The organism is Streptomyces sp. NPDC058646 (genome assembly GCF_042716875.1).
In the GTDB taxonomy this organism is placed as follows: Bacteria; Actinomycetota; Actinomycetes; order Streptomycetales; family Streptomycetaceae; genus Streptomyces.
Window position 1 is genome coordinate 161,151 of sequence record NZ_JBHXRK010000012.1, and the last position, 23,855, is coordinate 185,005.

A 23,855-nucleotide genomic window follows, 5' to 3' on the forward strand; every position below is an offset into this window, starting at 1 on the left:
CTAGTGCTCCGCCCCGGCCGCCGGGGCCGGGGTCGCCTCCGGGGCCCCGTCGGCCGCGGACCGGCGGCCCTTGCGCACGCCGAAGTAGTACGCGAGCACGCCCGCACCGAGCGCCGCCTGGAGCGCGAACAGCGCTGACTCGACCTCGCCGGAGGGGGGTTCGTAGAGCGGGGTGAACCACGGCTCGTAGTCCGGCTTCAGCTCGGTGATGGCGGCCTCCGCCTGTGCGTCCGCGCCCGTGAACGGCTCCTCCTTGCCCTCGCCGAGCCCCAGCGCGAGCGGGAGCACGGCCAGCGCCGCCACCACGAGCAGCAGCAGGGTGTTGATCTTCGCGTTCCTGGTCATCGGGCGGTCGCCTCCTGCTTCGCCTTGGTGCCGGTCAGCCTGGCGAGGCCGAGACGCACCATGTCGGACTTGCTGGACTGCATCAGCAGCCGCACGACGAGGACGGTCAGGAGGCCCTCGCTCACCGCGAGCGGGATCTGGGTGACCGCGAAGATGCCCGCGAACTTCTCCAGCGAGCCGACGAAGCCGCTGCTCGCGTCCGGGAAGGCCAGGGCCAGCTGGAGGGAGGTCATGCAGTAGGTCACCAGGTCGGCGAAGAAGGCGCCGAAGAAGACGGTCACCATCAGCGGCACGTCGAACGTGCGCAGCAGCCGGTAGACGCCGTAGCCGGCCCAGGGCCCGACGATCGCCATCGAGAAGACGTTGGCGCCGAGGGTGGTCAGACCGCCGTGGGCCAGCAGCAGCGCCTGGAAGAGCAGGGTGATGGTGCCGAGCACCGCCATGACCGGCGGCCGGAACAGGATCGCCCCGAGGCCGGTACCGGTGGGGTGCGAGCAACTGCCCGTCACCGAAGGGATCTTCAGGGCGGACAGGACAAATGTGAATGCTCCGGACGCACCGAGCAGCAGGGTGCTCTCCGGGTGGGCCTTCACCTCGCGGGTGAGGGCGCGCACGCCGTGTACGACAAAGGGAGCGGACGCGGCGCCCCAGGCGACCGCGTGCAAAGGGGGCAGAAACCCCTCGGCAATATGCATGAGTGGGGAGACCTCTCCAGCACCTCGTGGATGGACAACGCGCCCCGGCCGGTCTCCTGGCTCACGGGTACTCATGCCCGGTCTCCGCCTTCCCGGGGCCGCGCGGTCTCCCGCCCGGGCCCAGTGGCTTCCCGCAGGAATGGAGCCGGACTTCCCGATCACAGTGGCGAGGGCCGCACCGGTTTTCCACCGGTTTCCCGAACACCAAGGCCCGCTGACCCTAGTCGTCCGCGAGGACCGGTAACAACCCGCCCCAGCCTCCGGGGGCGCCCGCCGGTCACGGACGGGCGTGGCCGGCCTGCGGACGCGCCTTCTGCTGCTCATGCTGAGGGGGTGGCTGCCGACTGCGGCTACTCCGACCTTCCTCGTGCTCTGCGGCCCCATCCGGCTCGGTGACCACAGCTCGGCGACCACAGCTCGGTGATGGCACAGGTCGCCGAACGGCTCTACGTCTGCTCGTCGATCCTCAACGAGCGTCCCGGGCACCGGTAGGCCCGCTCGGCTGCCCGGGGCGTCGCCGCCCCGGGCAGCGTCGCGTCAGCAGACGTTCGGGTGCGCGATGTCCAGCACGAACCGTTCGGGCGAGTGCAGGACGGTGGTGCTGTAGTACGGCTTCGTGTCGAAGGCGGCGCCGAAGGTCACGTACCCCTCGTAGTCGCCGGTCAGGGCGATGCCCTTGAGCTTGCTCAGGTAGATCTTCTGCAGGCGCGGACCCCGGTAGACGTTCTGTCCCGCGTCGTCGTGACCGGCGGCGGGGTTCAGCCTGATCTCCAGGAAGTGCTTCCCGGCCAGCGGGACCGGCTGGCCGGACCCGTCGTAGAACAGCTGGGAGGCGGGAGTGACGGTGACCGCGGGGACGTACCCTTCGAGGTCGACGACGAGCCGGTCGTAGGTGCAGTGCCCGCCCCAGCGGGCGTTGACGACGAGCGGGGTCTGGGTCTGCGCGGCCGTCGCGGAGGCCGTGACGGCGGCGGATGCCGGCGCTGCGAGCGCGATTCCGGCGGTGAGCAGGGCGCCCGTGGCCAGGGCCACGAGCTGCCGACGGCGCAGACGAGAACGTAGACGGTTCATGACGTCCCCCCGATTCTCCAGAGACGGGGACAGTGCTGTCACCGGTGGAGACGCCGGCCGGGCGCAGGCGGTTGCACCCCGGGGCGGGAAGATGCCCGTCCGGTTCCGGCCCGCCGCCGAAGGGCCGGATGAAGGAAATCCCCGATGCTCAACTCGCTTCGATGGCAAGCTGGTTGCCCGATCGATGGCCCGCGAGGCCCCGTGTGACGGGAGAGAACCGGATGCGTTTTCACCGCTGTCCCCGTCAGGTGCTGGTCTGCGCGGTCCTCGTCCTGGCGGCCACCGCCTGCGCCGGCGGCGCGGACGGCGAGGTCTCCCAGGAGGGGAAGGGCGGCTACCTCTGGAAGGCCACGGACGAGATCTGCAACGCGCTGCCTTACGGGGAACTCGCCGACCCGCTGGGGGCGCGGGAGGAGGCCGCCGACCGGAACGAGAGGCCGGGCGGGGGAGCGCCGGGCGTCCAGTGCGTCCAGCTGCTCGTCGAGACCGGCCCGGCCCGGTACGGCAACGTCAAGATCGAACTGGACCTCGCCTACGCCGAGAGCGTGGGCTTCGCCGAGGACGTCTTCCGCGCGGTGCGGGACGAACCGGGACGGGAGCGGCCGGACGGCGGTACCGCGGAGGTGAAGGGCGTCGGGAAGGAGGCCTACCGGGTCCTCCACAACGGTCCAACCGAGCTGCGCCAGGTGCGCGACCTGCATGTGCGGGACAGCAACCTGATGCTCGACGTGACCGTCACCGCCGAGGCCCGCACCGCCCCGACCCCCGAGAGCCTGAAGGCCCTGGACGCCTCGGTGGACGACTTCGCCCGGGGCGTCCTGAAGGCGCTCCGCAAGGAGCAGTGAGCAGCCGCAGGTGTCCGGGGACAGCCGCAGGGCCCGGCGCACCCGCGCCGGGCCCTGCGGTGTCGCACGCGGGAAGGAGCTCCGGTCAGCACTCGATGACGTTGACCGCGAGGCCGCCGCGGGCCGTCTCCTTGTACTTCACCTTCATGTCCGCTCCGGTCTCCTTCATGGTCTTGATGACCTTGTCGAGGGAGACCTTGTGGGTGCCGTCGCCGCGCATCGCCATCTTGGCGGCGGTGACGGCCTTGACGGCGGCCATGCCGTTGCGCTCGATGCACGGGATCTGGACCAGGCCGCCGACGGGGTCGCAGGTCAGGCCCAGGTTGTGCTCCATGCCGATCTCGGCCGCGTTCTCGACCTGCTCGGGGGTGCCGCCGAGGACCTCGGCCAGCGCGCCGGCCGCCATGGAGCAGGCCGAGCCCACCTCGCCCTGGCAGCCGACCTCGGCGCCGGAGATGGAGGCGTTCTCCTTGAAGAGCATGCCGATCGCGCCCGCCGCGAGGAGGAAGCGGACCACGCCGTCCTCGTCCGCGCCCGGCACGAAGTTCACGTAGTAGTGCAGGACCGCGGGCAGGACGCCCGCCGCGCCGTTGGTCGGGGCCGTCACCACGCGCCCGCCGGCCGCGTTCTCCTCGTTGACCGCCATCGCGTAGATCGTCGTCCACTCGCTGCGGTGCATCATCGGGTCGCCCTCGGTGCGCAGCTGGCGCGCCGTGGAGGCGGCCCGGCGCTTGACGCGCAGACCGCCGGGGAGGATGCCCTCGCGGGACATGCCGCGCGAGACGCAGGACTGCATGACCCGCCAGATCTCCAGGAGGCCCTCGCGGATCTCCTCCTCCGTGCGCCAGGCCTTCTCGTTCTCCAGCATCAGCGAGGAGATCGACAGGCCGGTCTCCTTCGCCAGGCGCAGCATCTCGTCGCCGGAGCGGAAGGGGTACTTCAGCACGGTGTCGTCGAGCTTGATCCGGTCCTCGCCGACCGCGTCCTCGTCCACGACGAAGCCGCCGCCGACCGAGTAGTAGGTCTTCTCCAGCAGCGGGGCGCCCGAGCCGTCGTAGGCGAAGAGCGTCATGCCGTTCGCGTGGTAGGGCAGGGAGCGCCGGCGGTGCAGGATCAGCTGGCTCGGCTCGTCGAAGGCGATCTCGTGCCCATCGCCTATTTCCGCGCCCAGCAGCCGCAGGCGGCCGCTCTTGCGGATGCGCTCCACCTCGTCGTCGGCGGTCTCGACGTTCACGGTGCGGGGGGAGTGCCCCTCCAGGCCGAGCAGGACCGCCTTGGGGGTGCCGTGGCCGTGGCCGGTGGCGCCCAGCGAGCCGTACAGCTCCGCGCGGACGGACTCGGTCTGGGCGAGGAGGCCGTCCTTCTTCAGCCGCGTGACGAACATGCGTGCAGCCCGCATCGGACCGACCGTGTGGGAGGAGGACGGGCCGATGCCGATGGAGAAGAGGTCGAAGACGGAGATGGCCACTGGCGGACTCCCTTGTCTGCTCGTGGGGTGGGAGGGGGCAGGAGAGGTGGATTGTGCGGATTTTGTCCGACAGACGAGCTTAACGCGGTGGGATGAACGGCTCGTCTGCCGGACGGGGTCGGGAGGGGGTACCCGGACGGTCGGGCGGGTGTCAGCTCCCGGTCCGGTACGCCGGCCCGTGCGGCGCCGCCCGCCTCCAGGACCGGGTCGGGCCCTGCCAGGCCCGCGTGGCTGGCCCTGACGCCAGCCCGCACGGTCCAGGAGGAGGTGACCAGCGCCACGGCTGCGGCCAGGGCGATGTCCAGGCCGCCCGGGAGGACGTAGCGGCCGCCGAAGCCGGCGGAGTCGAGCCGGGACAGCGCCGGGGCGGCGATCGGGGCGGCCGGCAGGGTCGGGGCGGTGACGGTGCCGGTGTGGGGCCACTTCGGCCAGTACGGCGCGCAGGCGGCGAAGGCGCAGGTCAGCGGGGAGAGGATCCTCGCCGCCGGGAGGCGGGAGGGGCGGGGCAGGTCCGGCTCGGTGCGGCGGAAGACGCCCACCGCGACCGGACCGGTCAGGTTACGAGATCACCATGGCCGCCGAGGTTCCGTGGCAAGGGGCCGCGTCCACCTGGGCTTCGGTCATGAGAAGGGCCCGGCCTGTGCACGACCAGGGCCGGGCCCCCTCGTGGGCGCTGCCTAGAGCGACGGGTACAGCGGGAACTTCGCGGCGAGCGCGGAGACGCGCGCCTTCAGGTCCTCGCTGTCGTAGACGGGCTTCAGCGCGGCCGCGATGATCTCCGCGACCTCGGTGAAGTCCTCGGCGCCGAAACCGCGCGTGGCGAGCGCCGGCGTGCCGATCCGCAGACCCGAGGTGACCATCGGAGGCCGCGGGTCGTTCGGGATGGCGTTCCGGTTGACCGTGATGCCGATCTCGTGGAGCCGGTCCTCGGCCTGCTGGCCGTCCAGCTCGGAGTTGCGCAGGTCGACCAGGACCAGGTGGACGTCCGTACCGCCGGAGAGGACGGAGACGCCGGCCTCGGTGACGTCCGGCTGCACCAGGCGCTCGGCGATGATCTTCGCGCCCTCCAGGGTGCGCACCTGGCGCTCCTTGAAGTCCTCCGAGGCCGCGATCTTGAAGGAGACGGCCTTGGCCGCGATCACGTGCTCCAGCGGGCCGCCCTGCTGACCCGGGAAGACCGCGGAGTTGATCTTCTTGGCCAGTTCCTGTGTCGACAGGATGACACCGCCGCGCGGACCGCCGAGGGTCTTGTGCGTGGTGGTGGTGACGACGTGGGCGTGCGGCACCGGGTTCGGGTGCAGGCCCGCGGCGACCAGGCCGGCGAAGTGCGCCATGTCGACCATCAGGTACGCGCCGACCTCGTCCGCGATGCGGCGGAAGGCGGCGAAGTCCAGCTGGCGCGGGTAGGCGGACCAGCCCGCGACGATCAGCTGCGGCTTGGACTCCTTGGCGAGGCGCTCGACCTCGGCCATGTCCACCTGGCCCGACTCGTCGACGTGGTACGGGACCACGTTGTAGAGCTTGCCGGAGAAGTTGATCTTCATGCCGTGGGTCAGGTGACCGCCGTGGGCCAGGTTGAGGCCCATGATCGTGTCGCCCGGCTTGAGCAGCGCGAACATCGCGGCGGCGTTCGCCTGCGCGCCCGAGTGCGGCTGCACGTTCGCGGCCTCGGCGCCGAACAGCGCCTTGATGCGGTCGATCGCGATCTGCTCGACGACGTCGACGTGCTCGCAGCCGCCGTAGTAGCGGCGGCCGGGGTAGCCCTCGGCGTACTTGTTGGTCAGGACCGAGCCCTGGGCCTCCATGACGGCGACCGGAGCGAAGTTCTCCGACGCGATCATTTCCAGGGTCGACTGCTGGCGCACGAGCTCGGCGTCGACGGCGGCGGCGACGTCCGGGTCGAGTTCGTGGAGAGGGGTGTTCAGTACAGACATCAGGGTCCCCTGGGGTCAGTTACCGGCGGTGAGTGCGGCGTACTCCTCGGCGGAGAGCGCGTCCTTCGGCTCCTCCGAGAGGCGCACCTTGAAGAGCCAGCCACCCTCGAAGGGAGCGGAGTTCACCAGCGAGGGGTCCTCCACGACGTCCTGGTTGGACTCGACGATCTCGCCGGAGACCGGGGAGTACAGGTCGCTGACCGACTTGGTCGACTCCAGCTCGCCGCAGGTCTCGCCCTCGGTCACGGTCTCGCCGACCTCGGGGAGCTGGGCGTAGACGACGTCACCGAGCGCGTTGGCCGCGAACTCCGTGATGCCGACCGTCGCGACGCCGTCCACGGCGTCCGACAGCCACTCGTGCTCCTTGGTGTAACGCAGCTTCTCGGGGTTGCTCATGACCTGATTCTCCTGGATGCGGGGGAGTGGATACGAACGGTGGTCTTGGGTACTGGGACGGAGCCCCACGGGCGCGCCGATGCGGCCCGTACGGCGGAGATCGTCGCGGAACTACTTCTGCCGCTTGTAGAACGGCAGGGCCACGACCTCGTACGGCTCATGCGTACCGCGAATGTCGACGCCGACGCCGGAGGTGCCGGGCGCGGCGTGTGCCGCGTCGACGTAGGCCATCGCGATCGGCTTGCCCAGCGTCGGGGACGGCGCGCCCGAGGTGACCTCGCCGACGACCTCTCCGCCGGCCACGACCGGGAAGCCGGCGCGCGGGACGCGGCGGCCCTCGGCGATCAGGCCGACCAGCTTGCGCGGCGGGTTCGTGGCGGAGCGCTCGGCGGCGGCCTCCAGAGCGGCGCGGCCGACGAAGTCGCCCTCCTTCTCGAACTTCACGACCCGGCCCAGCCCCGCGTCGAACGGAGTGAGGGAGGTGGTCAGCTCGTGCCCGTACAGCGGCATGCCCGCCTCCAGGCGCAGGGTGTCGCGGCAGGACAGGCCGGCCGGGACCAGGCCGACGCCCTCGCCGGCCTTGGTCAGCGCCTGCCACAGCTCCACGGCGTGCTCGGGGGAGACGAACAGCTCGAAGCCGTCCTCGCCGGTGTAGCCCGTACGCGCGATCAGCGCGGGCACGCCCGCGACGGTGCCCGGCAGGCCGGCGTAGTACTTGAGGCCGTCCAGGTCGGCGTCGGTGAGCGAGGCCAGGATGCCGGGGGACTCGGGGCCCTGCACCGCGAGCAGCGCGTACGCGTCGCGGTCGTCGCGGACCTCGGTGTCGAAGCCGGCGGCACGCTCGGTCAGGGCATCGAGGACGACCTGGGCGTTGGAGGCGTTGGCGACGACCATGAACTCGGTCTCGCCGAGGCGGTAGACGATCAGGTCGTCGACGATCCCGCCGTCCTCCTGACAGATGTGCGTGTAGCGGGCCCGGCCGACGCCGACGGTCGAGATGTTGCCGACCAGCGCGTAGTCCAGGGCCTTGACGGCCTCGGGGCCGGTGAGGGTGATCTCGCCCATGTGGGAGAGGTCGAAGAGGCCGGCCTTGGTGCGCACGGCGTTGTGCTCGTCGCGCTCGCTTGCGTACCGCAGCGGCATGTCCCAGCCCGCGAAGTCGGTCATGGTCGCACCGAGCGAACGGTGCAGCGCATCGAGGGCGGTCAGACGGGGGGCAGTGCTCATGGGTGTGACTCCCGGGTCCCAGGGCATCGACATGACATGACGAGGACGTTCCTCCCCATCTGTCATCGGAACCTGAGAGGTTCGCCGAGAGTCCCGGTCGCCCGGGAGAGTCGACTTGCACCTTGGGTGGAGCTGCGCAGCAGCTCGCTTTTCAGATCTGCCTCATCCACGCGGTACGGGGCCTGAGAGATTCAAGGGAGGTTCTTGCTCCTTCGGCGCCCGCGCACGGCCTTGCGGCGTGCCGGGACTCTCCCGCGCGGATTCAAGCGGCCGGTATGCAGTTGGTCCAGATGGCGCACATCATTGCACGCCACTGCCGTGATCGGGCGTGCGGGCCGGAAGTCTGTCCGGGCTTCGGACGGCAGGACCGGAACCGGGGCTCCCGGATTACCGTCTCTTTACACTCAGTGGGCATGGGTCCTGGCGACCCGATTCGGGGGAGGCGATCACTGTGCGGAGATTCGGAGTGCTGGCGACGACCGGGACCGTGGACGGGGTACCGGTCCAGCGCGGCCCGCGCGAGCGCAGGGCCGCGCAGGGGGCAGGACCCGGCCGGGTGCGGGACCTGCGCGGACCGGGCACCGCCGACCCCCGGCGGCTCCGCTTCACGGAAGGCGACATCGTCGTGGTGTCCGGCCTCCCGGGCGGCGGCAAGAGCACCCTGATCAAGCGGGCGGCCGCCGAGGGCGGCTCCATCGACTCCCAGGACACCCGTGAGCGCTGGGAGCAGCGGATGCCGGCCGCGCTGCCGTACGCCGTGTACCGGCCGCTGGTCCGGGCCGCCCACTACTGGGGGCTGTGGCGCAGCCTGCGCTCCGGCACCTCGGTCGTCGTCCACGACTGCGGCACGCAGAGCTGGGTACGGGGCCTGCTCGCCGCCTCCGCCCGCCGCCGGGGCCGCGCCCTGCACCTGTTGCTGCTGGACAGCAGCGCCGAGGAGGCCCTGGCCGGGCAGGCCGCCCGGGGCCGGCGCGTCTCCGCGTACGCCTTCGCCCGGCACCGCGGGGCCGTGGCCCGCCTGCTCCGCGACGCCGAGGCCGGCCTCGCGCCGGCCGGCTGCGCCTCCGTCACCCTGCTGGACCGCCGCTCCGCCTCCGCCGTGACGCGGATCGCCTTCCACCCGTAGGGGCCTGCCGGCCGGGCCGGTCCTCCCCTGGCCGCCCGGCGCGGCCCCGGCAGCGGGGCCCGGCCGCGCACCGATAGCCTCGGCACCACACATCGCGCAGGCGCAACCGACGGAGGCAACGGCACATGCAGGGCAGCGGCTGGCCGGGGAATGAGCTGGAGCAGGTGCTCGGGGCGGCACTGGGGCAGCCGGACGCCGGCGGACGGATCCTGGAGGTGCTCGGGCGCAGTCAGGTGTGGGTGCCGCTGCCCGCCGGGGGAGGCCCCGGACCGGCCGGCCTCACCCTGCCCACCATGGACATCGCCGGGGCGGCGTACGTCCCCGTCTACAGCTCCGAGAGCCAGTTCCACGCCTGCGTCGGCCCCGGCATGGACTTCGCGGTGGCCCCCGCCGTCGAGTTCGCCCGCGGGCTCCCCCCGCAGCTCGGCATCGCCCTGAACCCCGAGGGCGCGGTCGGCGTCCCGCTGCCCCCGGCCGCCGTCGCCGAGCTGTGCAGGGCCGGCCGGACCCCGCTCGACGGTCCGGCCGCCGGAGCCCGGGTCCGGCTGTACGAGCCGGACTGGCAGGAGGACCCGGTGGACTTCCTGGCCGCCGCCGCCGAGGAGTTCCGTGCCGTCGGGGTGGTCGCCGCGGCCCACCGCTGCCTCGCCAGCGTCGAGGGCGGGGAGCCGCAGCTGTACGTCGGTGTCCGGCTGGTGGGACGGGATCCCGGTGCGCAGCACCTCCCGATGGAGGCCCTCGGGCGGGCCCTGGCCCGCGTCCCGGCGCCCTGGCCCGTGCAGTTGATCCTCCTGGACGCCGTCCAGGACCCGGTCACGGACTGGATTCGTGAGCGCGTACGCCCCTTCTACCTCCCGTAGCGCCGCTTAAGCTGTTCACGCGTTGACGACGGGCGGAAGAAGACACGAAGAGGGGTACCGGGTGAGTGCGTCAGGCACGGCCGCGGCCGGGCAGGTCGAGCACATGCTGCGCCAGGTGACTCCCGGGCGCTACGAGAGTTACGAGTCGCTGCTGCACGCCCTCGCCGAGGGCAGGCTGTGGATGCTGCTCTGGCAGGGGCAGCCGGGCTCACCGGAGGCCCAGTACGGCGGCATGGAGGTCGAGGGCCTCGGGTACGCGCCCTGCGTGACCTCGCCGCAGGAGCTGGCCGCCAGCGGCTGGAACCGGGGCTACGAGGTGGTCACCGGGCGGGACATCGCCCGCGCCCTCTACCCGGACCGCTGGGGGCTGTGGCTCAACCCGCACGCTCAGGGCGGCGGCCTCGGCGTGCCCTGGGCCGACCTGCGCCGGATCGCGACCGGGCTGGACCGGATGCCGGCCGGTCCGCTGCGGCTGTCCGAGCCCGCCATCGAGCTCCCGCAGTTCTACGGGCTGCTGACCCAGCACGCGCACCGCACGCCCGCCGTCCGGTCGCTGCGCCGGGCCTGGGTGCAGCCCGCGCTCGGGTCGCCGTACCTCGCGGTCGGGCTCGACCTGTACGACGCCTCCGCGCCCGCGCTGGAATCCGTACGGGAGATGATGCGCCAGTCGGTGGGCGTGGTCCCCGAGGGCGTTCCGGTGTGCACGGTCGCGCTGGCCGACGAGCACGACCCCGTCGCCATGTGGCTGCGCGCACAGACCCGTCCCTTCTACGACCGCGAGGGGCAGGCCCCGTCGTACTGACCGGACCCGGGCAGGGCCGGAACACCTCGCCCACCGCGTCCGCATAGGGAGACATCCGTCTCGAAGGCCGCACCCGACCCCATGGGTGCGGCCTTCGGCATATCCCGGAATGCGTCCAAGAACCATGCACGATATGGCAGTTGGGCCTGATGTCCGTTCCGGGCCGAACGGGCAGTGTTTCACCGCTCAACAGAGCTGGCGGTTCGGATAACGGAAGGTGTAGACGCAGATCACGGTTGCGCATCACATCCCCGGCAGGTCTGGCGGGCGCTCGAGCGCCCGATGAAGACTCCCCACCCAAGAGCCGGTCAGTCCTTCCGGACCCGGCTCGGTCCGTGCACTTCGCTTGTTGCTCCGCACAGCACCGCCCGCACTTCTGCACGCAATTCCCGCACTTCACACGCGTCCTGTGTATCCCACGCACTCCGAGCGCCACTCCGCACCAACGCCGCCACAGCGGCGGGCATGGGCCGGCCCACACGTCGGCCGAGAGGGGTCCCCACCACGATGACGGCACCACTGCATGACACGAGCGCGGAAACCCCCGCACCCGTGTCCGTAGCCGACGTCCCTGCCAAGGCCATCGAAGGCCGCTCGCCCGGCCGCATCGCCTGGATGCGGCTCAAGCGCGACAAGGTCGCGCTCACCGGCGGCGTGGTCGTGATCCTCCTGATCCTGGTGGCGGTCTTCGCGCCGCAGATCGTGAGCCTGCTGGGCCACCCGCCCAACGAGTTCCACGAGGAGCTGATCGACCCGGACCTGGGCACACCGCTCGGCTCGTTCGGCGGCATGAGCTCCGACTTCCTGCTGGGTGTCGAACCCACCAACGGGCGCGACGTGTTCAGCCGGATCGTCTACGGCGCCCGGATCTCGCTGGTCGTCGCCTTCCTGGCGGCCTTCGTGTCCGTCGTCCTCGGCAGCCTGCTCGGCGCCCTCGCCGGGTTCCTCGGCGGCTGGGTCGACGGAGTCATCAGCCGCGTGATGGACCTGCTGCTGGCCTTCCCGCAGCTGCTGTTCACCATCGCGCTGGTCTCCGTGGTCCCCAACTCCCTGTGGGGATTCGAGGGTTCGGGCGTCCGCATGGGCGTGCTGATCCTCGTGATCGGCTTCTTCGGATGGCCGTACATCGGCCGCATCGTCCGGGGCCAGACGATCTCCCTGCGCGAACGCGAGTACGTCGAGGCCGCGCGCAGCCTCGGTGCGGGCCGCGGCTACATCCTGATCAAGGAACTCCTGCCGAACCTGATCGCGCCGATCCTCGTCTACGCGACGCTGATCATTCCGACCAACATCCTGACGGAGGCGGCCCTCAGCTTCCTGGGAGCCGGCGTCAAGCCGCCCACCGCCTCGTGGGGAAAGATGCTGTCCGACGCCGTCCCCATCTACCAGGACGACCCCATGTACATGGTGGTCCCGGGTATCACGATCTTCATCACCGTCCTGGCGTTCAACCTCTTCGGGGACGGGCTGCGTGACGCGCTCGACCCCAAGGGCAGCTGAACCGCTTCTTCGATTCACCCACCTATGGAGGTTGGACAAACCGTGATCCGCAGAAAGCAGGCAATCGCGATCACCGCTGTGGTCGCTGCCCTGTCGCTGACCGCCGCGTGCGGTGGCAGTGACGCCAAGAAGGGCGACGACAAGGCCTCCGCGGGCTACAGCGGCGCTTCCGAGGCCGTGATCAACCCGTCCGAGGCCAAGGGCGGCGAGCTGAAGCTCTGGTCCCCCCAGGACGTCGACTACCTCGACCCGGCCCGCGCCTACTACGGCTTCGTGTGGAACATGCAGCGCCTCTACGTGCGCCAGCTGCTCGCGTACGACAGCAAGCCGGGCGAGGCGGGCACCAAGCTCGTCCCGGACCTCGCCGAGGCGCTGCCGGTCCTGAGCAACGACGGCAAGACCTACACGGTCAAGCTCAAGGACGGCGTGAAGTTCGAGGACGGTACGCCGGTCACCTCGAAGGACGTCAAGTACGGCATCGAGCGCGTCTTCGCGCAGGACGTGCTGTCCGGCGGTCCCACGTACCTGATCGACCTCCTCGACCAGGGCCAGAAGTACCCCGGCCCGTACAAGGACACCGACGCCGACAAGATGGGCCTGAAGTCGGTCCAGACGCCGGACGACAAGACGATCGTCTTCAACCTGGCGAGCGCCAACTCCGACTTCAGTTACCTGCTGGCCATGCCCTCCTCCTCGCCGGTCCCCAAGGGCCTGGACACGGGCGCCACGTACACCAACAAGCCGGTGTCCACGGGCCCGTACAAGGTCGAGAGCTTCACCGCGGGCAAGGGCGCCACCTTCGTCCGCAACGAGAACTGGGACCCGAAGACCGACCCGATCCGCAAGGGTCTGCCGGACAAGGTCTCCTTCACGGTGACCACCAACCCGGACGACATGGACCAGCGTCTGCTCTCCGGCGACATCGACCTCGCCGTCGACGGCACCGGTGTCCAGCAGGCCGCCAAGAACAAGATCCTCAAGGACCCGGCGCTCAAGAAGAACGCGGACAACCCCTTCACGGGCTACATCCGCTACTTCGTCTTCCCGCAGACGGTCGCGCCGTTCGACAACATCGAGTGCCGCAAGGCCGTCATCTACGCGGCCGACCCGAAGTCCCTGCAGACCGCCCGCGGCGGTCCGACCAGCGGTGACCTCGGCGCGAACATGCTGCCGCCCGGCGTCCCCGGCGCGGACAAGTCCTACGACCCGTACGGTCTGACCGGCGGCAAGCCGCAGGAGGCCAAGGCCAAGGAGGCCCTCAAGGCCTGCGGCAAGCCGGACGGCTTCGAGACCACCATCGCGGTCCGCAACAACCGCGCCCCCGAGGTGAAGACCGCCGAGTCGCTCCAGGCGGCGCTCGCCAAGGTCGGCATCAAGGCGACGATCGACCAGTACGACGGCAAGCTCTCCTCCTCCGTGATCGGTTCGCCCGAGAACGTGAAGAAGAAGAACTACGGCATCATCGTCATGGGCTGGGGCGCCGACTACAACTCCGGCGCGGGCTTCCTGCAGCCGCTGGTCGACGGATCGTTCATCGCCCAGAACGCCAACAACAACTTCTCGATGCTGGACGACCCCGAGGTCAACGGTCTCTTCGACAAGGCGGCCGCCGCGGCCTCGCCGACCGAGGCCGCGCCCTTCTACACGGACATCAACAAGAAGGTCATGGAGAAGGCGCTCTACCTGCCGATCAACTTCGACAAGGCGCTCGTCTACCACAACCCGCGTCTGACGAACGTCTACTTCAACGACTCGATGGGCAAGATCGACCTCGCCACCATCGGTGTCGCCAAGTAATCGCAGGCCAGCAAGCACGTAAGTAAGTGCCTTCACCGCACATGCGCTAGTCCGAAGGGCAGGTGAAGGCCGCAGGCGGTGGCCGCCGTCCCCACGAGGGACGGCGGCCACCCGCCCCGGGCGGCCGACTGCAGTGCTCGTCTACCTCATACGGCGTCTGTTCAATGTCGCCGCCACGCTGCTGGTGGTCTCCGTGGTCACCTTCGGCATCTTCTTCGCGGTCCCGAAGCTGACCGGCAGCGACCCCGCGCTCATGTACGCCGGCCGCGAGACCAACGAGACCGCCCTGGCGGGCATCCGCGTGAAGATGGGATTCGACAAGCCCATCTCCGAGCAGTACCTGCTCTTCCTCAAGGGCATCTTCGTCGGCCGGGACTACGACGGCGGCACGGACGTCACGCACTGCGCGGCTCCCTGCTTCGGCTACTCCTTCAAGACCGAGGCGCCCGTCTGGGAGACCATGCTCGACCGCATGCCGGTCACCCTCTCGCTCGCCCTCGGGGCGGCCGTGATCTGGGTGATCGCCGGCGTCGCCACCGGCGTGGTCTCGGCGCTCAAGCGCCGCACGGCCATCGACCGCACGGTCATGGTGGGTGCGCTCGCCGGTGTCTCCCTGCCGATCTTCTTCACCGGCATGGTGGCTCCCGCGATCTTCGTCTACAGCCTCGGCTGGCTGGAGGTCTCCAACTACAAACCCCTGACCGAGGATCCAGGAGCCTGGCTCAACAGCCTGATCCTTCCCTGGATCACCCTGGCCTTCCTCTTCGCCGCCACCTACGCCCGCATCACCCGCGCCACGATGCTGGAGGTCCTCGGCGAGGACTACATCCGTACGGCCCGCGCCAAGGGGCTCAAGGAGAGCGTGGTCATCCGCAAGCACGCCCTGCGCTCCACGCTCACCCCCATCGTCACCATGTTCGGCCTCGACCTCGGCGGACTCCTCGGCGGTGCGGTGCTCACCGAGACGACCTTCAACTTCCAGGGCCTGGGAACGGCCGCCGTGGCGGCGATCGGCGCCGGCGACCTCCCCGTGATCATGGGAGTCACCCTGCTCGCCGCGCTCTTCGTGGTGATGGCCAACCTGATCGTGGACCTGCTGTACGCCGTCATCGACCCGCGCGTGAGGCTGACGTGACCGAGAACCCCGCCTCTTCCCCCGGCACCGGCACCTCCGGCCGGCCCGCCTTCGTCCCCGAACAGGGCGGGCCGCGGGACGGCGCCTACCTGTCCGTGCGCGACCTCCGGGTGCACTTCCCCACCGACGACGGACTGGTCAAGTCCGTCGACGGGCTCTCCTTCGACCTGGAGCGCGGCAAGACGCTCGGGATCGTCGGCGAGTCCGGCTCCGGGAAGTCGGTGACCTCCCTGGCCATCATGGGCCTGCACCGCACCGGCAACGCGCGCAGCCGCCCGCACATCTCGGGCGAGGTGCTGCTCGACGGCGAGGACCTCGTCAGCGCCGACGCCGACCACGTGCGCACGCTCCGCGGCCGCAAGATGGCCATGGTCTTCCAGGACCCGCTGTCCGCGATGCACCCGTACTACTCGGTCGGCGCGCAGATCGTCGAGGCCTACCGGACCCACCAGGACGTCGACAGGAAGACGGCCCGCAAGCGGGCGGTCGAGATGCTCGACCGGGTGGGCATCCCGGAGCCCCACCGCCGCGTGGACGCGTACCCCCACGAGTTCTCCGGCGGCATGCGCCAGCGCGCGATGATCGCCATGGCGCTGGTCAACAACCCCGAGCTGCTCATCGCGGACGAGCCGACCACCGCCCTGGACGTCACCGTCCAGGCGCAGATCCTCGACCTGATCCGCGATCTGCAGAAGGAGTTCGGCTCCGCGGTCATCATGATCACGCACGATCTCGGCGTCGTCGCCGAGATGGCCGACGAGATCCTCGTGATGTACGGCGGCCGGTGCATCGAACGCGGCACCGCCGAGAAGGTCTTCTACGAGCCGAGGCACCCGTACACCTGGGGCCTGCTGGGCTCGATGCCCCGCATCGACCGCGACCAGACCGACCGCCTCATCCCGGTCAAGGGCTCGCCGCCCAGCCTCATCAACATCCCCAGCGGCTGCGCCTTCAACCCGCGCTGCCCGTACGCCGACGTCCCCAAGGGCGGCATCACCCGCACCCAGCGGCCCGAGCTGATCCAGGACGACAGCCGGCACTGGTCCGCCTGCCACATGTCGCAGGAGGAGCGGACCCGCATCTGGACCGAAGAGATTGCGCCGAAGCTGTGACCGAGATGAAGAAGACCGGCGCGCCGGAGGCCTCCGCGGAGGCCTCGGCGGAACCGCTGCTGAAGGTGACCGGGCTGGTCAAGCACTTCCCCATCAACAAGGGACTGCTGCGCCGGCAGGCCGGGGCCGTCAAGGCCGTGGACGGGATCGACTTCGACGTCCGGCGCGGTGAGACGCTGGGCGTCGTGGGCGAGTCCGGCTGCGGCAAGTCCACCATGGGCCGGCTGATCACGCGGCTGCTCGAACCGACCGGCGGGACCGTCGAGTTCGAGGGCAGGGACATCACCCACCTCGGGGTGGCGGGCATGCGGCCGCTGCGCCGGGACGTGCAGATGATCTTCCAGGACCCGTACGGCTCGCTGAACCCGCGGCACACCGTCGGCACCATCGTCGGAGCCCCCTTCAAACTCCAGGGGGTCTCCCCGGAGGGCGGGCTCAAGGCCGAGGTCCAGCGGCTGCTGGCGCTCGTGGGCCTCAACCCCGAGCACTTCAACCGCTACCCGCACGAGTTCTCCGGCGGCCAGCGCCAGCGCATCGGCATCGCCCGCGCCCTGGCCCTGAACCCGAAGCTGGTCGTCGCCGACGAGCCGGTCTCGGCGCTGGACGTGTCGATCCAGGCCCAGGTGGTCAACCTGCTGGACGACCTCCAGGAGGAGCTCGGCCTCACGTACGTGATCATCGCGCACGACCTGTCGGTCATCCGGCACGTCTCCGACCGCATCGCCGTGATGTACCTCGGCAAGATCGTGGAGCTGACCGACCGCAAGTCGCTGTACGAGAGCCCCATGCACCCCTACACCCGGGCCCTGCTGTCGGCGGTACCGGTGCCGGACCCGAGGAGGCGGGGCGCCAAGAGCGGGCGCATCCTGCTCAAGGGCGACGTGCCGTCGCCGATCTCGCCGCCGAGCGGCTGCCGCTTCCACACGCGGTGCTGGAAGGCGACGCAGATCTGCACCACGCAGGAACCGCCGATGCTGGCGCTGAAGACGGGCCACCAGGTGGCCTGCCACCACCCGGAGAACGCCCCGGACCAGGCCCCGGGCGACCAGCCCCTGCCGGGCGCGGCGGAAGCGGTGGCCCTGGTGACCGACTGACGCCCCACCCCCGGCGGGCCCGGATCCGCACACCGCCCCTCAGGCCCTGCCACCGGCCGCCCCAGCCGTGCCCCCGGCGGCTCCGGCCGTGCCGAGGCCTCGGCCCCGCCGGGCAGCGCCCGACCCGGCAGAAGGTGGCACCGGCCCGCGGCGGGTAGCTCCCGTCCCTGCTGGGCTGCGCGGGCCCTTGCCGCGGGGGCGGTTCCGGCCACGGGGGTGGCTCCGGCCAGCCGCAGGTAGGTCCCGTCCTTGCTGGGCCGCGCGGGTCCTTGTCGTGGCTCCGGCTCCTGCCACGGGGGCGGCTGCCGCCCGCGGCGGGTAGCTCCCGTCCCTGCTGGGCGGCGCGGGCCCGTCCGTGGCTCCGGCTCCTGCCACGGGGGCGGCTCCGGCCCCGCGAGGGCCATTTTCAGCCCCGCCGGCGTTTGAGGCGCGGGGTCCGGGGCGGAGCCCCGGGGGCCGGCGAAGCCGGTCCTCCCGCCGCAGCCCGGCCCGGCGACGGTTCCGGCCCGCCGGGGCACGAGCCGAGGGGTCCCGGGACGGAGCCACCGGCCCGGCGACGGTTCCGGCCCGCCGGGGTCCGAGCCGCGGAGGCCCCGGGCGGAGCCACCGGCCCGTGCCCCGGCGTGCGCGCCAGGCCCTGCCGCCGGGCGACAATGACCCGGTGCTCCACGATCTCTTCCCGCCCGGGATCCAGCATGCCCTGGACCTCGCCGGCATCTTCGTCTTCGCCACGGCCGGCGCCCTGCTCGCCGTCCGCAAGAACTTCGACGTCTTCGGCATCGCCGTCCTCGCCCTCGTCACGGCGCTCGGCGGCGGCCTCTTCCGCGACCTGGTCATCGGCGCCGTCCCGCCGGCCGCCTTCGGCGAGCTCAGCTTCTTCGTCACCCCGCTGATCGCCGCCGCCCTGGTCTTCTTCCTGCACCCCGAGGTCCAGCGGATCAACCGCGCCATCAACGTCTTCGACGCGGCCGGACTCGCGCTGTTCTGCGTGACCGGCACCACCAAGGCCTACGAGTACGGCCTCGGCCTCACCGCCTCCGCGGCGCTCGGCCTGGCCACGGCCGTCGGCGGCGGCGTCCTGCGCGACGTGCTCGTCAACGAGGTGCCCTCGCTGCTGCGCGACCGCGAGATGTACGCGGTGCCCGCCACGGTCGGCGCGGCGATGGTCGCCGTCTCCATCGGCCTGGACTGCCTCAACGCCTTCACCACCGGCCTCGCGATCGTGACCACGTTCGTCCTGCGCATCCTCGCCATGCGCTACCACTGGCGCGCGCCGCTGGCCTGGAACCGCCGCTCCGCCGTGGCCGAAGAGCCCTAGAAAAGAAAGCTACCGCTTAGTAGTAAGCCGGTGTACCGTCGTTTTCATGGCATACGCAGCGGCCCAGGCATCCATCGGCGACAGCGAGTTCGACCGCGACACCACCATCGTCCCGCGCGCGGACGAGCCCGGGGTGTACGACGCCGAACTCTCCGCGGGGTGGACGATCATCACCGCCGTCAACGGCGGATATCTGCTCGCCCTGGTCGGCCGGGCCCTGTCGGCGGCCCTGCCGCACCCGGACCCCTTCACCGTCTCCGCGCACTACCTCACCTCCTCCGTCCCCGGCCCCGCCGTGATCCGCACGCAGGTGGTCCGCACCGGCCGCACCCTCTCCACCGGGCAGGCCTCGCTCTTCCAGTACGACGAGAGCGGCGCCGAGATCGAGCGCATCCGCGTCCTCGCCTCCTACGGCGACCTCGCGGCCCTGCCCGACGACGTGCGCACGGTCGCGGTGCCGCCCGCCATGCCCGCCTACGAGGACTGCCTCGGCGCCGAGGCCGGCCCGGCCCCGATCCCCGGCAGCTCCGCCATCGTGGACCGGCTCCGGCTGCGCCTGGACCCGGCGACCGCGGGCTGGGCCGTCGGCGCGCCCTCGGGCAAGGGGGAGATGCGCGCCTGGTTCGAGCTGGCCGACGGCCGCGACGCCGACCCGCTGTCCATGCTGCTGGCGGTGGACGCCCTGCCGCCCACCGCCTTCGACCTGGGCCTGATCGGCTGGGCGCCGACCGTGGAGCTCACCACCCACATCCGCCGCCGCCCCGCCCCGGGCCCGCTGCGGGTCTCCATCACCACCCGCAACCTGGCCGGCGGTTTCCTGGAGGAGGACGCCGAGGTCTGGGACTCCGCGGACCGGCTGGTCGCCCAGTCCCGCCAGCTGGCCCGCGCACCCCGGCAGGGCTGACCGGGCGCGCGGCCCCGGCAGCGCCGGGCCGCGCCCCGGCGCGGGCGCCCGCGGAACCGGCGGGTTCCGGCGTACCGCGGACATCCGCCGCCCGGCGGGCTCGTAGAATCGGGGGATCATGGCCTACCTCGACCACGCCGCGACCACGCCCATGCTGCCGGAGGCCGCCGCGGCGATGACCGCGCAGTTCGCCGCCACGGGAAACGCGTCCTCCCTGCACGCTGCCGGCCGCCGGGCCCGCCGTACCGTCGAGGAGGCCCGCGAGGCCTTCGCCGAGGCGATCGGCGCGCGCCCGAGCGAGGTGGTCTTCACCGCCGGCGGCACGGAGGCCGACAACCTCGCCGTCAAGGGCCTGTACTGGGCCCGCCGCGACGCCGATCCCCGGCGCACCCGGGTCCTCGCCAGCCCGGTGGAGCACCACGCCGTCCTCGACGCCGTCCACTGGCTCGCCGAGCACGAGGGCGCGCAGGTCGAGTACCTGCCCGTGGACCGCTACGGGCGCGTGCACCCCGACACCTTCCGTGCGGCCGTCGAACGCGCCCCCGACACCGTGGCCCTGGCCACCGTCATGTGGGCCAACAACGAGATCGGCACCGTCATGCCGGTCCGCGAACTGGCCTCCGCCGCCCGCGAGTACGGGATCCCGCTGCACTCCGACGCCGTCCAGGCCTTCGGGCAGCTCGACGTCCGCTTCGAGGACAGCGGCCTCGCGGCCATGACCGTCAGCGGCCACAAGATCGGCGGCCCCTACGGCATCGGCGCCCTGCTCCTCGGCCGGGACCAGAGCCCCGTACCCGTCCTGCACGGCGGCGGCCAGGAGCGGCACGTCCGCTCCGGCACCCTCGACGTGCCCGCCGTCGCCTCCTTCGCGGTGGCAGCCGTCCTCGCCGCCGAGCGGCGGGAGCGCTTCGCCGCCGAGGTCGGAGCCCTGCGGGACGAGCTGATCGCCGCCGTCCGCGCGGCCGTGCCGGACGCCGTCCTCGGCGGGGACCCCGACGACCGCCTCCCCGCCAACGCCCACTTCAGCTTCCCCGGCTGCGAAGGCGACTCCCTGCTGCTCCTGCTCGACGCCCAGGGCATCGAATGCTCCACCGGATCGGCCTGCACGGCGGGCGTCGCCCAGCCGAGCCACGTCCTGCTCGCCACCGGGACCGACCCGCAGCTGGCCCGCGGCACCCTGCGCTTCTCGCTCGGCCACACCTCCACCGGGGAGGACGTGGCAGCGCTGGCCGCCGCCATCGGCCCCGCCGTGGAACGCGCCCGCACGGCCGGGCTCAGCTAGGCCCTGCCGTCACAGTGGCGCCGGTCAGGCCCGGGTTCGCCGATCAGGCCGCCCCGGCCCGCAGTTCCTCGCCGACCAGGCGGACATAGCGGTCCCAGTCCCAGTGGCGGCCCGGGTCCGTGTGGTCGGCGCCCGGCACCTCCGAGTGGCCGACGAGGTGGGTGCGGTCCGCCGGTATGCGGTACCTCCGGCAGATGTCGGCCGCCAGCCGCGCCGAAGCCGCGTACATCGCGTCCGTGAAGTCGCGGGGGCGGTCGACGAAGCCCACGTGCTCGATGCCGATGCTGCGCTCGTTCATCGAGCGGTTCCCCGCGTGGAAGGCGACGTCCAGCTCGCGCACCATCTGCTCGATGTGCCCGTCCTGGCGCACTATGTAGTGCGCCGACGCCTTGTGCCACGGGTTCCTGAAGGCGTCCACCGAGGATTCGAAGCCGCCCTGTGTGACATGCACGACGATCCGGTCCACCCGGTAGTCGTCCGGCCGGTCCGCCAGCCGCCAGTTCGCCGGGGAGGCCGCCGTCCAGCTCGCCCCCGCGTGGTCGAGCTCACCCTCCTTGCGCGGCTTGGCCACCCCCGGCAGCAGCCACCAGGCCCGCGCGATCTCCTCCCGGCCGGCGACGGCAGCCACCGTGAGAACCCCCAGCCCCCCGAACAGCACGGCCCTACGGGTCCTGCCGCGGCCCGCCTCGGCCTTCTCGCCCTTGATCCCCATGTGATCCACCCCCTTGCACCCGATAACGCGCTGTGACCCCGCGCGGTTCCCCGTACTCTGGACGGTGCTATGACTGAGAACCTGCCGCGCACCGCCCGCCCCCTTCGCGTCCTGGCCGCCATGTCCGGCGGCGTGGACTCCGCCGTCGCCGCCGCCCGCGCGGTCGAAGCCGGGCACGACGTGACCGGCGTCCACCTCGCGCTGTCCGCGAACCCGCAGTCCTTCCGGACCGGCGCCCGCGGCTGCTGCACCATCGAGGACTCCCGCGACGCCCGCCGCGCCGCCGACGTCATCGGCATCCCCTTCTACGTCTGGGACCTCGCCGAGCGTTTCCGCGAGGACGTCGTGGAGGACTTCGTCGCGGAGTACGAGGCCGGGCGCACCCCCAACCCCTGCCTGCGCTGCAACGAGAAGATCAAGTTCGCGGCGCTGCTGGACAAGGCCCTCGCCCTCGGCTTCGACGCCGTCTGCACCGGCCACTACGCCACCGTCGTACTGAACGAGGACGGCACCCGCGAACTGCACCGCGCCTCCGACATGGCCAAGGACCAGTCGTACGTCCTCGGCGTCCTCGACGAGAAGCAGCTCGCCCACGCGCTCTTCCCGCTGGGCGACACCCTCACCACCAAGGACGAGATCCGCGCCGAGGCCGAGGAGCGGGGCCTGGCCGTCGCGAAGAAGCCCGACAGTCACGACATCTGCTTCATCGCCGACGGTGACACCCAGGGCTTCCTCGCGAACCGCCTCGGCAAGGCCGAGGGCGACATCGTCGACGAGTCCGGCGAGAAGGTCGGCACCCACGAGGGCGCCTTCGGCTTCACCATCGGCCAGCGCAAGGGCCTGCGGATCGGCCACCCCGCCGCCGACGGGAAGCCGCGCTACGTCCTCGACATCTCCCCGGTGAACAACACCGTCACCGTCGGCCCCGTCGAGGCCCTGGACGTCACCGCGCTGACCGCGATCCGCCCCCGCTGGTGCGGCTCCACGGCCGCCGCCCCGGGCACCTACACCGCCCAGCTGCGCGCCCACGGCGGCGAGACCGAGGTCTTCGCGGAGGTCGTGGACGGCGAGCTGCGGGTCTCCTTCACCGAACCGGTCCGCGGCGTGGCCCCCGGCCAGGCGATCGTCCTCTACGACGGCACCCGCGTCGTCGGCTCCGCCACCATCGCGACGACCACCCGGTCGGGCGCCACCGCCTCCACCTAGGCGGCCGGGGCCGCCGGGACCACCGTCAGGACGATCTTGCCGGTGGTCCGGCCCCGCTCGCCGATCTCGTGCGCCTTCGCGGCCTGGGCCAGCGGCAGCACGGTGTCGACGAGCGGCTTCAGCAGGCCCTGCTCGACCAGGGCCGCGATCTCCTCCAGGCCCTTCAGGTCCGGCTCCACGAGGACCCAGGCGGCCCGCACGCCCTGCGGGTCGGCCGGGAGGCCGTCCGGGCCGGGCAGGGTCACCAGGTGACCGCCCGGCTTCAGCACCTTCAGCGAGCGCTGGGCGTAGTCCCCGCCGATGGCGTCGATCACGACGTCCACGTCCGTGACGGCGTCCTCGAAGTCCGTGGTGCGGTAGTCGATCACCTCGTCGGCGCCGAGGCCGCGCAGCAGGTCGTGCTTGCCCGCGCTCGCGGTGCCGATCACGTACGCGCCCCGGGCCTTGGCGATCTGCACGGCCAGGTGACCGACGCCGCCGGCCGCGGCGTGCACCAGCACGCGCTGCCCGGCCGAGACCCCGGCGGTGTCCACCAGCGCCTGCCAGGCGGTCAGCGCCGCCAGCGGCAGCGCGGCGGCCTCCACGTGGTCCAGTGAGGCGGGCTTGCGGGCGAAGTGCCGGGCGGGAGCGGTCACGTACTCGGCGTAGGCACCGGCCTGCTCCGGGAACCGCGGCATCCCGTAGACCTCGTCGCCCACCCGGTGGAGGGTCACGCCCGGTCCGACGGCCTCGACCGTGCCCGAGACGTCCCAGCCGACCTGGGGGACGGGACCCCAGGGGATCAGGGCGCCGCTCGCGCGGGTCTTCCAGTCCACCGGGTTCACGCCGGCGGCGTGGACCCGTACCAGGATCTCGCCCATACCCGGCTCCGGCCGGTCCAGCTCGGTCTCGGTCAGTACCTCGGGCCCGCCCCACTGGCTGACGACGACGGCGCGCATGTGTTTCTCCTCGGATGAGTGTGTCCGGTGCTGCTGTGACACCAGCTTCGCTACCGGACCCCGGCCGTGGTGTTGGCCGTACGGCCAC

General features: G+C 71.7%; 22 protein-coding genes and 2 riboswitches. Of the genes, 13 read left to right on the top strand and 9 right to left on the bottom strand.

The features are described from left to right. From ACFWUZ_RS17150 to ACFWUZ_RS17160, 3 genes are all read right to left on the bottom strand, one after another. A complete protein-coding gene (locus ACFWUZ_RS17150; protein WP_384372879.1) occupies positions 1-345 on the bottom strand; it encodes an energy-coupling factor ABC transporter substrate-binding protein in 345 nt (114 codons plus the stop codon). Next, positions 342-1,040, bottom strand: a complete 699-nt coding sequence (locus ACFWUZ_RS17155; RefSeq protein WP_384372881.1) for an energy-coupling factor ABC transporter permease — start codon at positions 1,038-1,040, stop codon at positions 342-344. The genes ACFWUZ_RS17150 and ACFWUZ_RS17155 overlap by 4 nt, the downstream gene beginning before the upstream one ends. A 28-nt stretch (positions 1,041-1,068) precedes the next feature. Continuing rightward, a riboswitch (cobalamin riboswitch) is annotated at positions 1,069-1,264 on the bottom strand. A 313-nt stretch (positions 1,265-1,577) separates the two neighbouring features. After that, positions 1,578-2,111, bottom strand: coding sequence for a hypothetical protein (locus ACFWUZ_RS17160; RefSeq protein WP_384372883.1), 534 nt, complete (start codon positions 2,109-2,111; stop codon positions 1,578-1,580). 221 nt (positions 2,112-2,332) lie between these two features. On the opposite strand from ACFWUZ_RS17160, the gene ACFWUZ_RS17165 reads away from it, so the two are divergent. Further along, the gene (locus ACFWUZ_RS17165; RefSeq protein ID WP_384372885.1) at positions 2,333-2,956 is read left to right on the top strand and encodes a hypothetical protein; all 624 of its coding nucleotides are present in this window, start codon (positions 2,333-2,335) and stop codon (positions 2,954-2,956) included. Between the two features lie 85 nt (positions 2,957-3,041). On the opposite strand, the gene ACFWUZ_RS17170 is transcribed toward ACFWUZ_RS17165, so the two are convergent. The 4 genes from ACFWUZ_RS17170 to gcvT all read right to left on the bottom strand — a co-directional run bounded on the left by ACFWUZ_RS17170 (position 3,042) and on the right by gcvT (position 7,981). Then, positions 3,042-4,424 carry an L-serine ammonia-lyase gene (locus ACFWUZ_RS17170; protein WP_384372887.1) on the bottom strand — a complete coding sequence of 461 codons (1,383 nt, stop codon included), beginning with the start codon at positions 4,422-4,424 and terminating at the stop codon, positions 3,042-3,044. A gap of 677 nt (positions 4,425-5,101) precedes the next feature. Then, entirely contained in the window at positions 5,102-6,358 is a 1,257-nt protein-coding gene (gene glyA / locus ACFWUZ_RS17175; protein WP_384372889.1) for a serine hydroxymethyltransferase, read from the bottom strand. 15 nt (positions 6,359-6,373) lie between these two features. Next, positions 6,374-6,754: a glycine cleavage system protein GcvH gene (gene gcvH / locus ACFWUZ_RS17180; RefSeq protein ID WP_384372891.1), complete on the bottom strand. Its 381-nt coding sequence runs from the start codon at positions 6,752-6,754 to the stop codon at positions 6,374-6,376. 111 nt (positions 6,755-6,865) lie between these two features. Beyond that, the gene (gene gcvT, locus ACFWUZ_RS17185; protein WP_384372893.1) at positions 6,866-7,981 is read right to left on the bottom strand and encodes a glycine cleavage system aminomethyltransferase GcvT; all 1,116 of its coding nucleotides are present in this window, start codon (positions 7,979-7,981) and stop codon (positions 6,866-6,868) included. 161 nt (positions 7,982-8,142) lie between these two features. Continuing rightward, a riboswitch (glycine riboswitch) is annotated at positions 8,143-8,246 on the bottom strand. Positions 8,247-8,426: 180 nt separating this feature from the next. On the opposite strand from gcvT, the gene ACFWUZ_RS17190 reads away from it, so the two are divergent. The 11 genes from ACFWUZ_RS17190 (at position 8,427) to ACFWUZ_RS17240 (ending at position 20,911) form a co-directional block, all read left to right on the top strand. Beyond that, positions 8,427-9,107: an AAA family ATPase gene (locus tag ACFWUZ_RS17190; protein ID WP_384372998.1), complete on the top strand. Its 681-nt coding sequence runs from the start codon at positions 8,427-8,429 to the stop codon at positions 9,105-9,107. Between the two features lie 125 nt (positions 9,108-9,232). Next, positions 9,233-9,967, top strand: coding sequence for an enhanced serine sensitivity protein SseB (locus ACFWUZ_RS17195; RefSeq protein WP_384372895.1), 735 nt, complete (start codon positions 9,233-9,235; stop codon positions 9,965-9,967). 61 nt (positions 9,968-10,028) lie between these two features. Next, positions 10,029-10,769, top strand: coding sequence for an enhanced serine sensitivity protein SseB C-terminal domain-containing protein (locus ACFWUZ_RS17200; protein ID WP_384372897.1), 741 nt, complete (start codon positions 10,029-10,031; stop codon positions 10,767-10,769). A 507-nt stretch (positions 10,770-11,276) separates the two neighbouring features. Beyond that, positions 11,277-12,269: an ABC transporter permease gene (locus ACFWUZ_RS17205; protein WP_384372899.1), complete on the top strand. Its 993-nt coding sequence runs from the start codon at positions 11,277-11,279 to the stop codon at positions 12,267-12,269. A gap of 24 nt (positions 12,270-12,293) precedes the next feature. Next, positions 12,294-14,066 (top strand): ABC transporter substrate-binding protein, encoded by a 1,773-nt coding sequence (locus ACFWUZ_RS17210; RefSeq protein ID WP_384372901.1) that lies wholly within the window; start codon positions 12,294-12,296, stop codon positions 14,064-14,066. A 133-nt stretch (positions 14,067-14,199) separates the two neighbouring features. Next, positions 14,200-15,201 carry an ABC transporter permease gene (locus ACFWUZ_RS17215; protein WP_384372903.1) on the top strand — a complete coding sequence of 334 codons (1,002 nt, stop codon included), beginning with the start codon at positions 14,200-14,202 and terminating at the stop codon, positions 15,199-15,201. Between the two features lie 89 nt (positions 15,202-15,290). Then, positions 15,291-16,313, top strand: coding sequence for an ABC transporter ATP-binding protein (locus tag ACFWUZ_RS17220; protein ID WP_384373000.1), 1,023 nt, complete (start codon positions 15,291-15,293; stop codon positions 16,311-16,313). Continuing rightward, entirely contained in the window at positions 16,310-17,407 is a 1,098-nt protein-coding gene (locus tag ACFWUZ_RS17225; RefSeq protein ID WP_384372905.1) for an ABC transporter ATP-binding protein, read from the top strand. Before ACFWUZ_RS17220 ends, ACFWUZ_RS17225 begins: the two co-directional genes overlap by 4 nt. Before the next feature lie 661 nt (positions 17,408-18,068). Beyond that, positions 18,069-18,725: a trimeric intracellular cation channel family protein gene (locus tag ACFWUZ_RS17230; protein ID WP_384372907.1), complete on the top strand. Its 657-nt coding sequence runs from the start codon at positions 18,069-18,071 to the stop codon at positions 18,723-18,725. Between the two features lie 46 nt (positions 18,726-18,771). Then, positions 18,772-19,629 carry a thioesterase family protein gene (locus ACFWUZ_RS17235; protein ID WP_384372909.1) on the top strand — a complete coding sequence of 286 codons (858 nt, stop codon included), beginning with the start codon at positions 18,772-18,774 and terminating at the stop codon, positions 19,627-19,629. A gap of 118 nt (positions 19,630-19,747) precedes the next feature. Next, positions 19,748-20,911 carry a cysteine desulfurase family protein gene (locus ACFWUZ_RS17240; protein ID WP_384372911.1) on the top strand — a complete coding sequence of 388 codons (1,164 nt, stop codon included), beginning with the start codon at positions 19,748-19,750 and terminating at the stop codon, positions 20,909-20,911. 43 nt (positions 20,912-20,954) lie between these two features. Here the strand turns inward: ACFWUZ_RS17240 and ACFWUZ_RS17245 are convergent, their stop codons facing one another. Beyond that, positions 20,955-21,623, bottom strand: coding sequence for an N-acetylmuramoyl-L-alanine amidase (locus ACFWUZ_RS17245; protein ID WP_384372913.1), 669 nt, complete (start codon positions 21,621-21,623; stop codon positions 20,955-20,957). A 69-nt stretch (positions 21,624-21,692) separates the two neighbouring features. On the opposite strand from ACFWUZ_RS17245, the gene mnmA reads away from it, so the two are divergent. Then, complete coding sequence (gene mnmA, locus ACFWUZ_RS17250) at positions 21,693-22,829, top strand: tRNA 2-thiouridine(34) synthase MnmA (protein WP_384372915.1); 1,137 nt, start codon at positions 21,693-21,695, stop codon at positions 22,827-22,829. On the opposite strand, the gene ACFWUZ_RS17255 is transcribed toward mnmA, so the two are convergent. Continuing rightward, positions 22,826-23,767, bottom strand: coding sequence for an NADP-dependent oxidoreductase (locus ACFWUZ_RS17255; protein WP_384372917.1), 942 nt, complete (start codon positions 23,765-23,767; stop codon positions 22,826-22,828). The genes mnmA and ACFWUZ_RS17255 overlap by 4 nt on opposite strands. Positions 23,768-23,855 lie beyond the last annotated feature (88 nt).

Excerpts from the sequence above, each read along its gene's own strand:
- ACFWUZ_RS17150 (WP_384372879.1), bottom strand. The coding sequence starts at position 345 with ATGACCAGGAACGCGAAGATCAACACCCTGCTGCTGCTCGTGGTGGCG.
- ACFWUZ_RS17155 (WP_384372881.1), bottom strand. The coding sequence starts at position 1,040 with ATGCATATTGCCGAGGGGTTTCTGCCCCCTTTGCACGCGGTCGCCTGG.
- ACFWUZ_RS17160 (WP_384372883.1), bottom strand. The coding sequence starts at position 2,111 with ATGAACCGTCTACGTTCTCGTCTGCGCCGTCGGCAGCTCGTGGCCCTG.
- ACFWUZ_RS17165 (WP_384372885.1), top strand. The coding sequence starts at position 2,333 with ATGCGTTTTCACCGCTGTCCCCGTCAGGTGCTGGTCTGCGCGGTCCTC.
- glyA (WP_384372889.1), bottom strand. The coding sequence starts at position 6,358 with ATGTCTGTACTGAACACCCCTCTCCACGAACTCGACCCGGACGTCGCC.
- gcvH (WP_384372891.1), bottom strand. The coding sequence starts at position 6,754 with ATGAGCAACCCCGAGAAGCTGCGTTACACCAAGGAGCACGAGTGGCTG.
- gcvT (WP_384372893.1), bottom strand. The coding sequence starts at position 7,981 with ATGAGCACTGCCCCCCGTCTGACCGCCCTCGATGCGCTGCACCGTTCG.
- ACFWUZ_RS17195 (WP_384372895.1), top strand. The coding sequence starts at position 9,233 with ATGCAGGGCAGCGGCTGGCCGGGGAATGAGCTGGAGCAGGTGCTCGGG.
- ACFWUZ_RS17205 (WP_384372899.1), top strand. The coding sequence starts at position 11,277 with ATGACGGCACCACTGCATGACACGAGCGCGGAAACCCCCGCACCCGTG.
- ACFWUZ_RS17210 (WP_384372901.1), top strand. The coding sequence starts at position 12,294 with ATGGAGGTTGGACAAACCGTGATCCGCAGAAAGCAGGCAATCGCGATC.
- ACFWUZ_RS17235 (WP_384372909.1), top strand. The coding sequence starts at position 18,772 with ATGGCATACGCAGCGGCCCAGGCATCCATCGGCGACAGCGAGTTCGAC.
- ACFWUZ_RS17240 (WP_384372911.1), top strand. The coding sequence starts at position 19,748 with ATGGCCTACCTCGACCACGCCGCGACCACGCCCATGCTGCCGGAGGCC.
- ACFWUZ_RS17245 (WP_384372913.1), bottom strand. The coding sequence starts at position 21,623 with ATGGGGATCAAGGGCGAGAAGGCCGAGGCGGGCCGCGGCAGGACCCGT.
- mnmA (WP_384372915.1), top strand. The coding sequence starts at position 21,693 with ATGACTGAGAACCTGCCGCGCACCGCCCGCCCCCTTCGCGTCCTGGCC.
- ACFWUZ_RS17255 (WP_384372917.1), bottom strand. The coding sequence starts at position 23,767 with ATGCGCGCCGTCGTCGTCAGCCAGTGGGGCGGGCCCGAGGTACTGACC.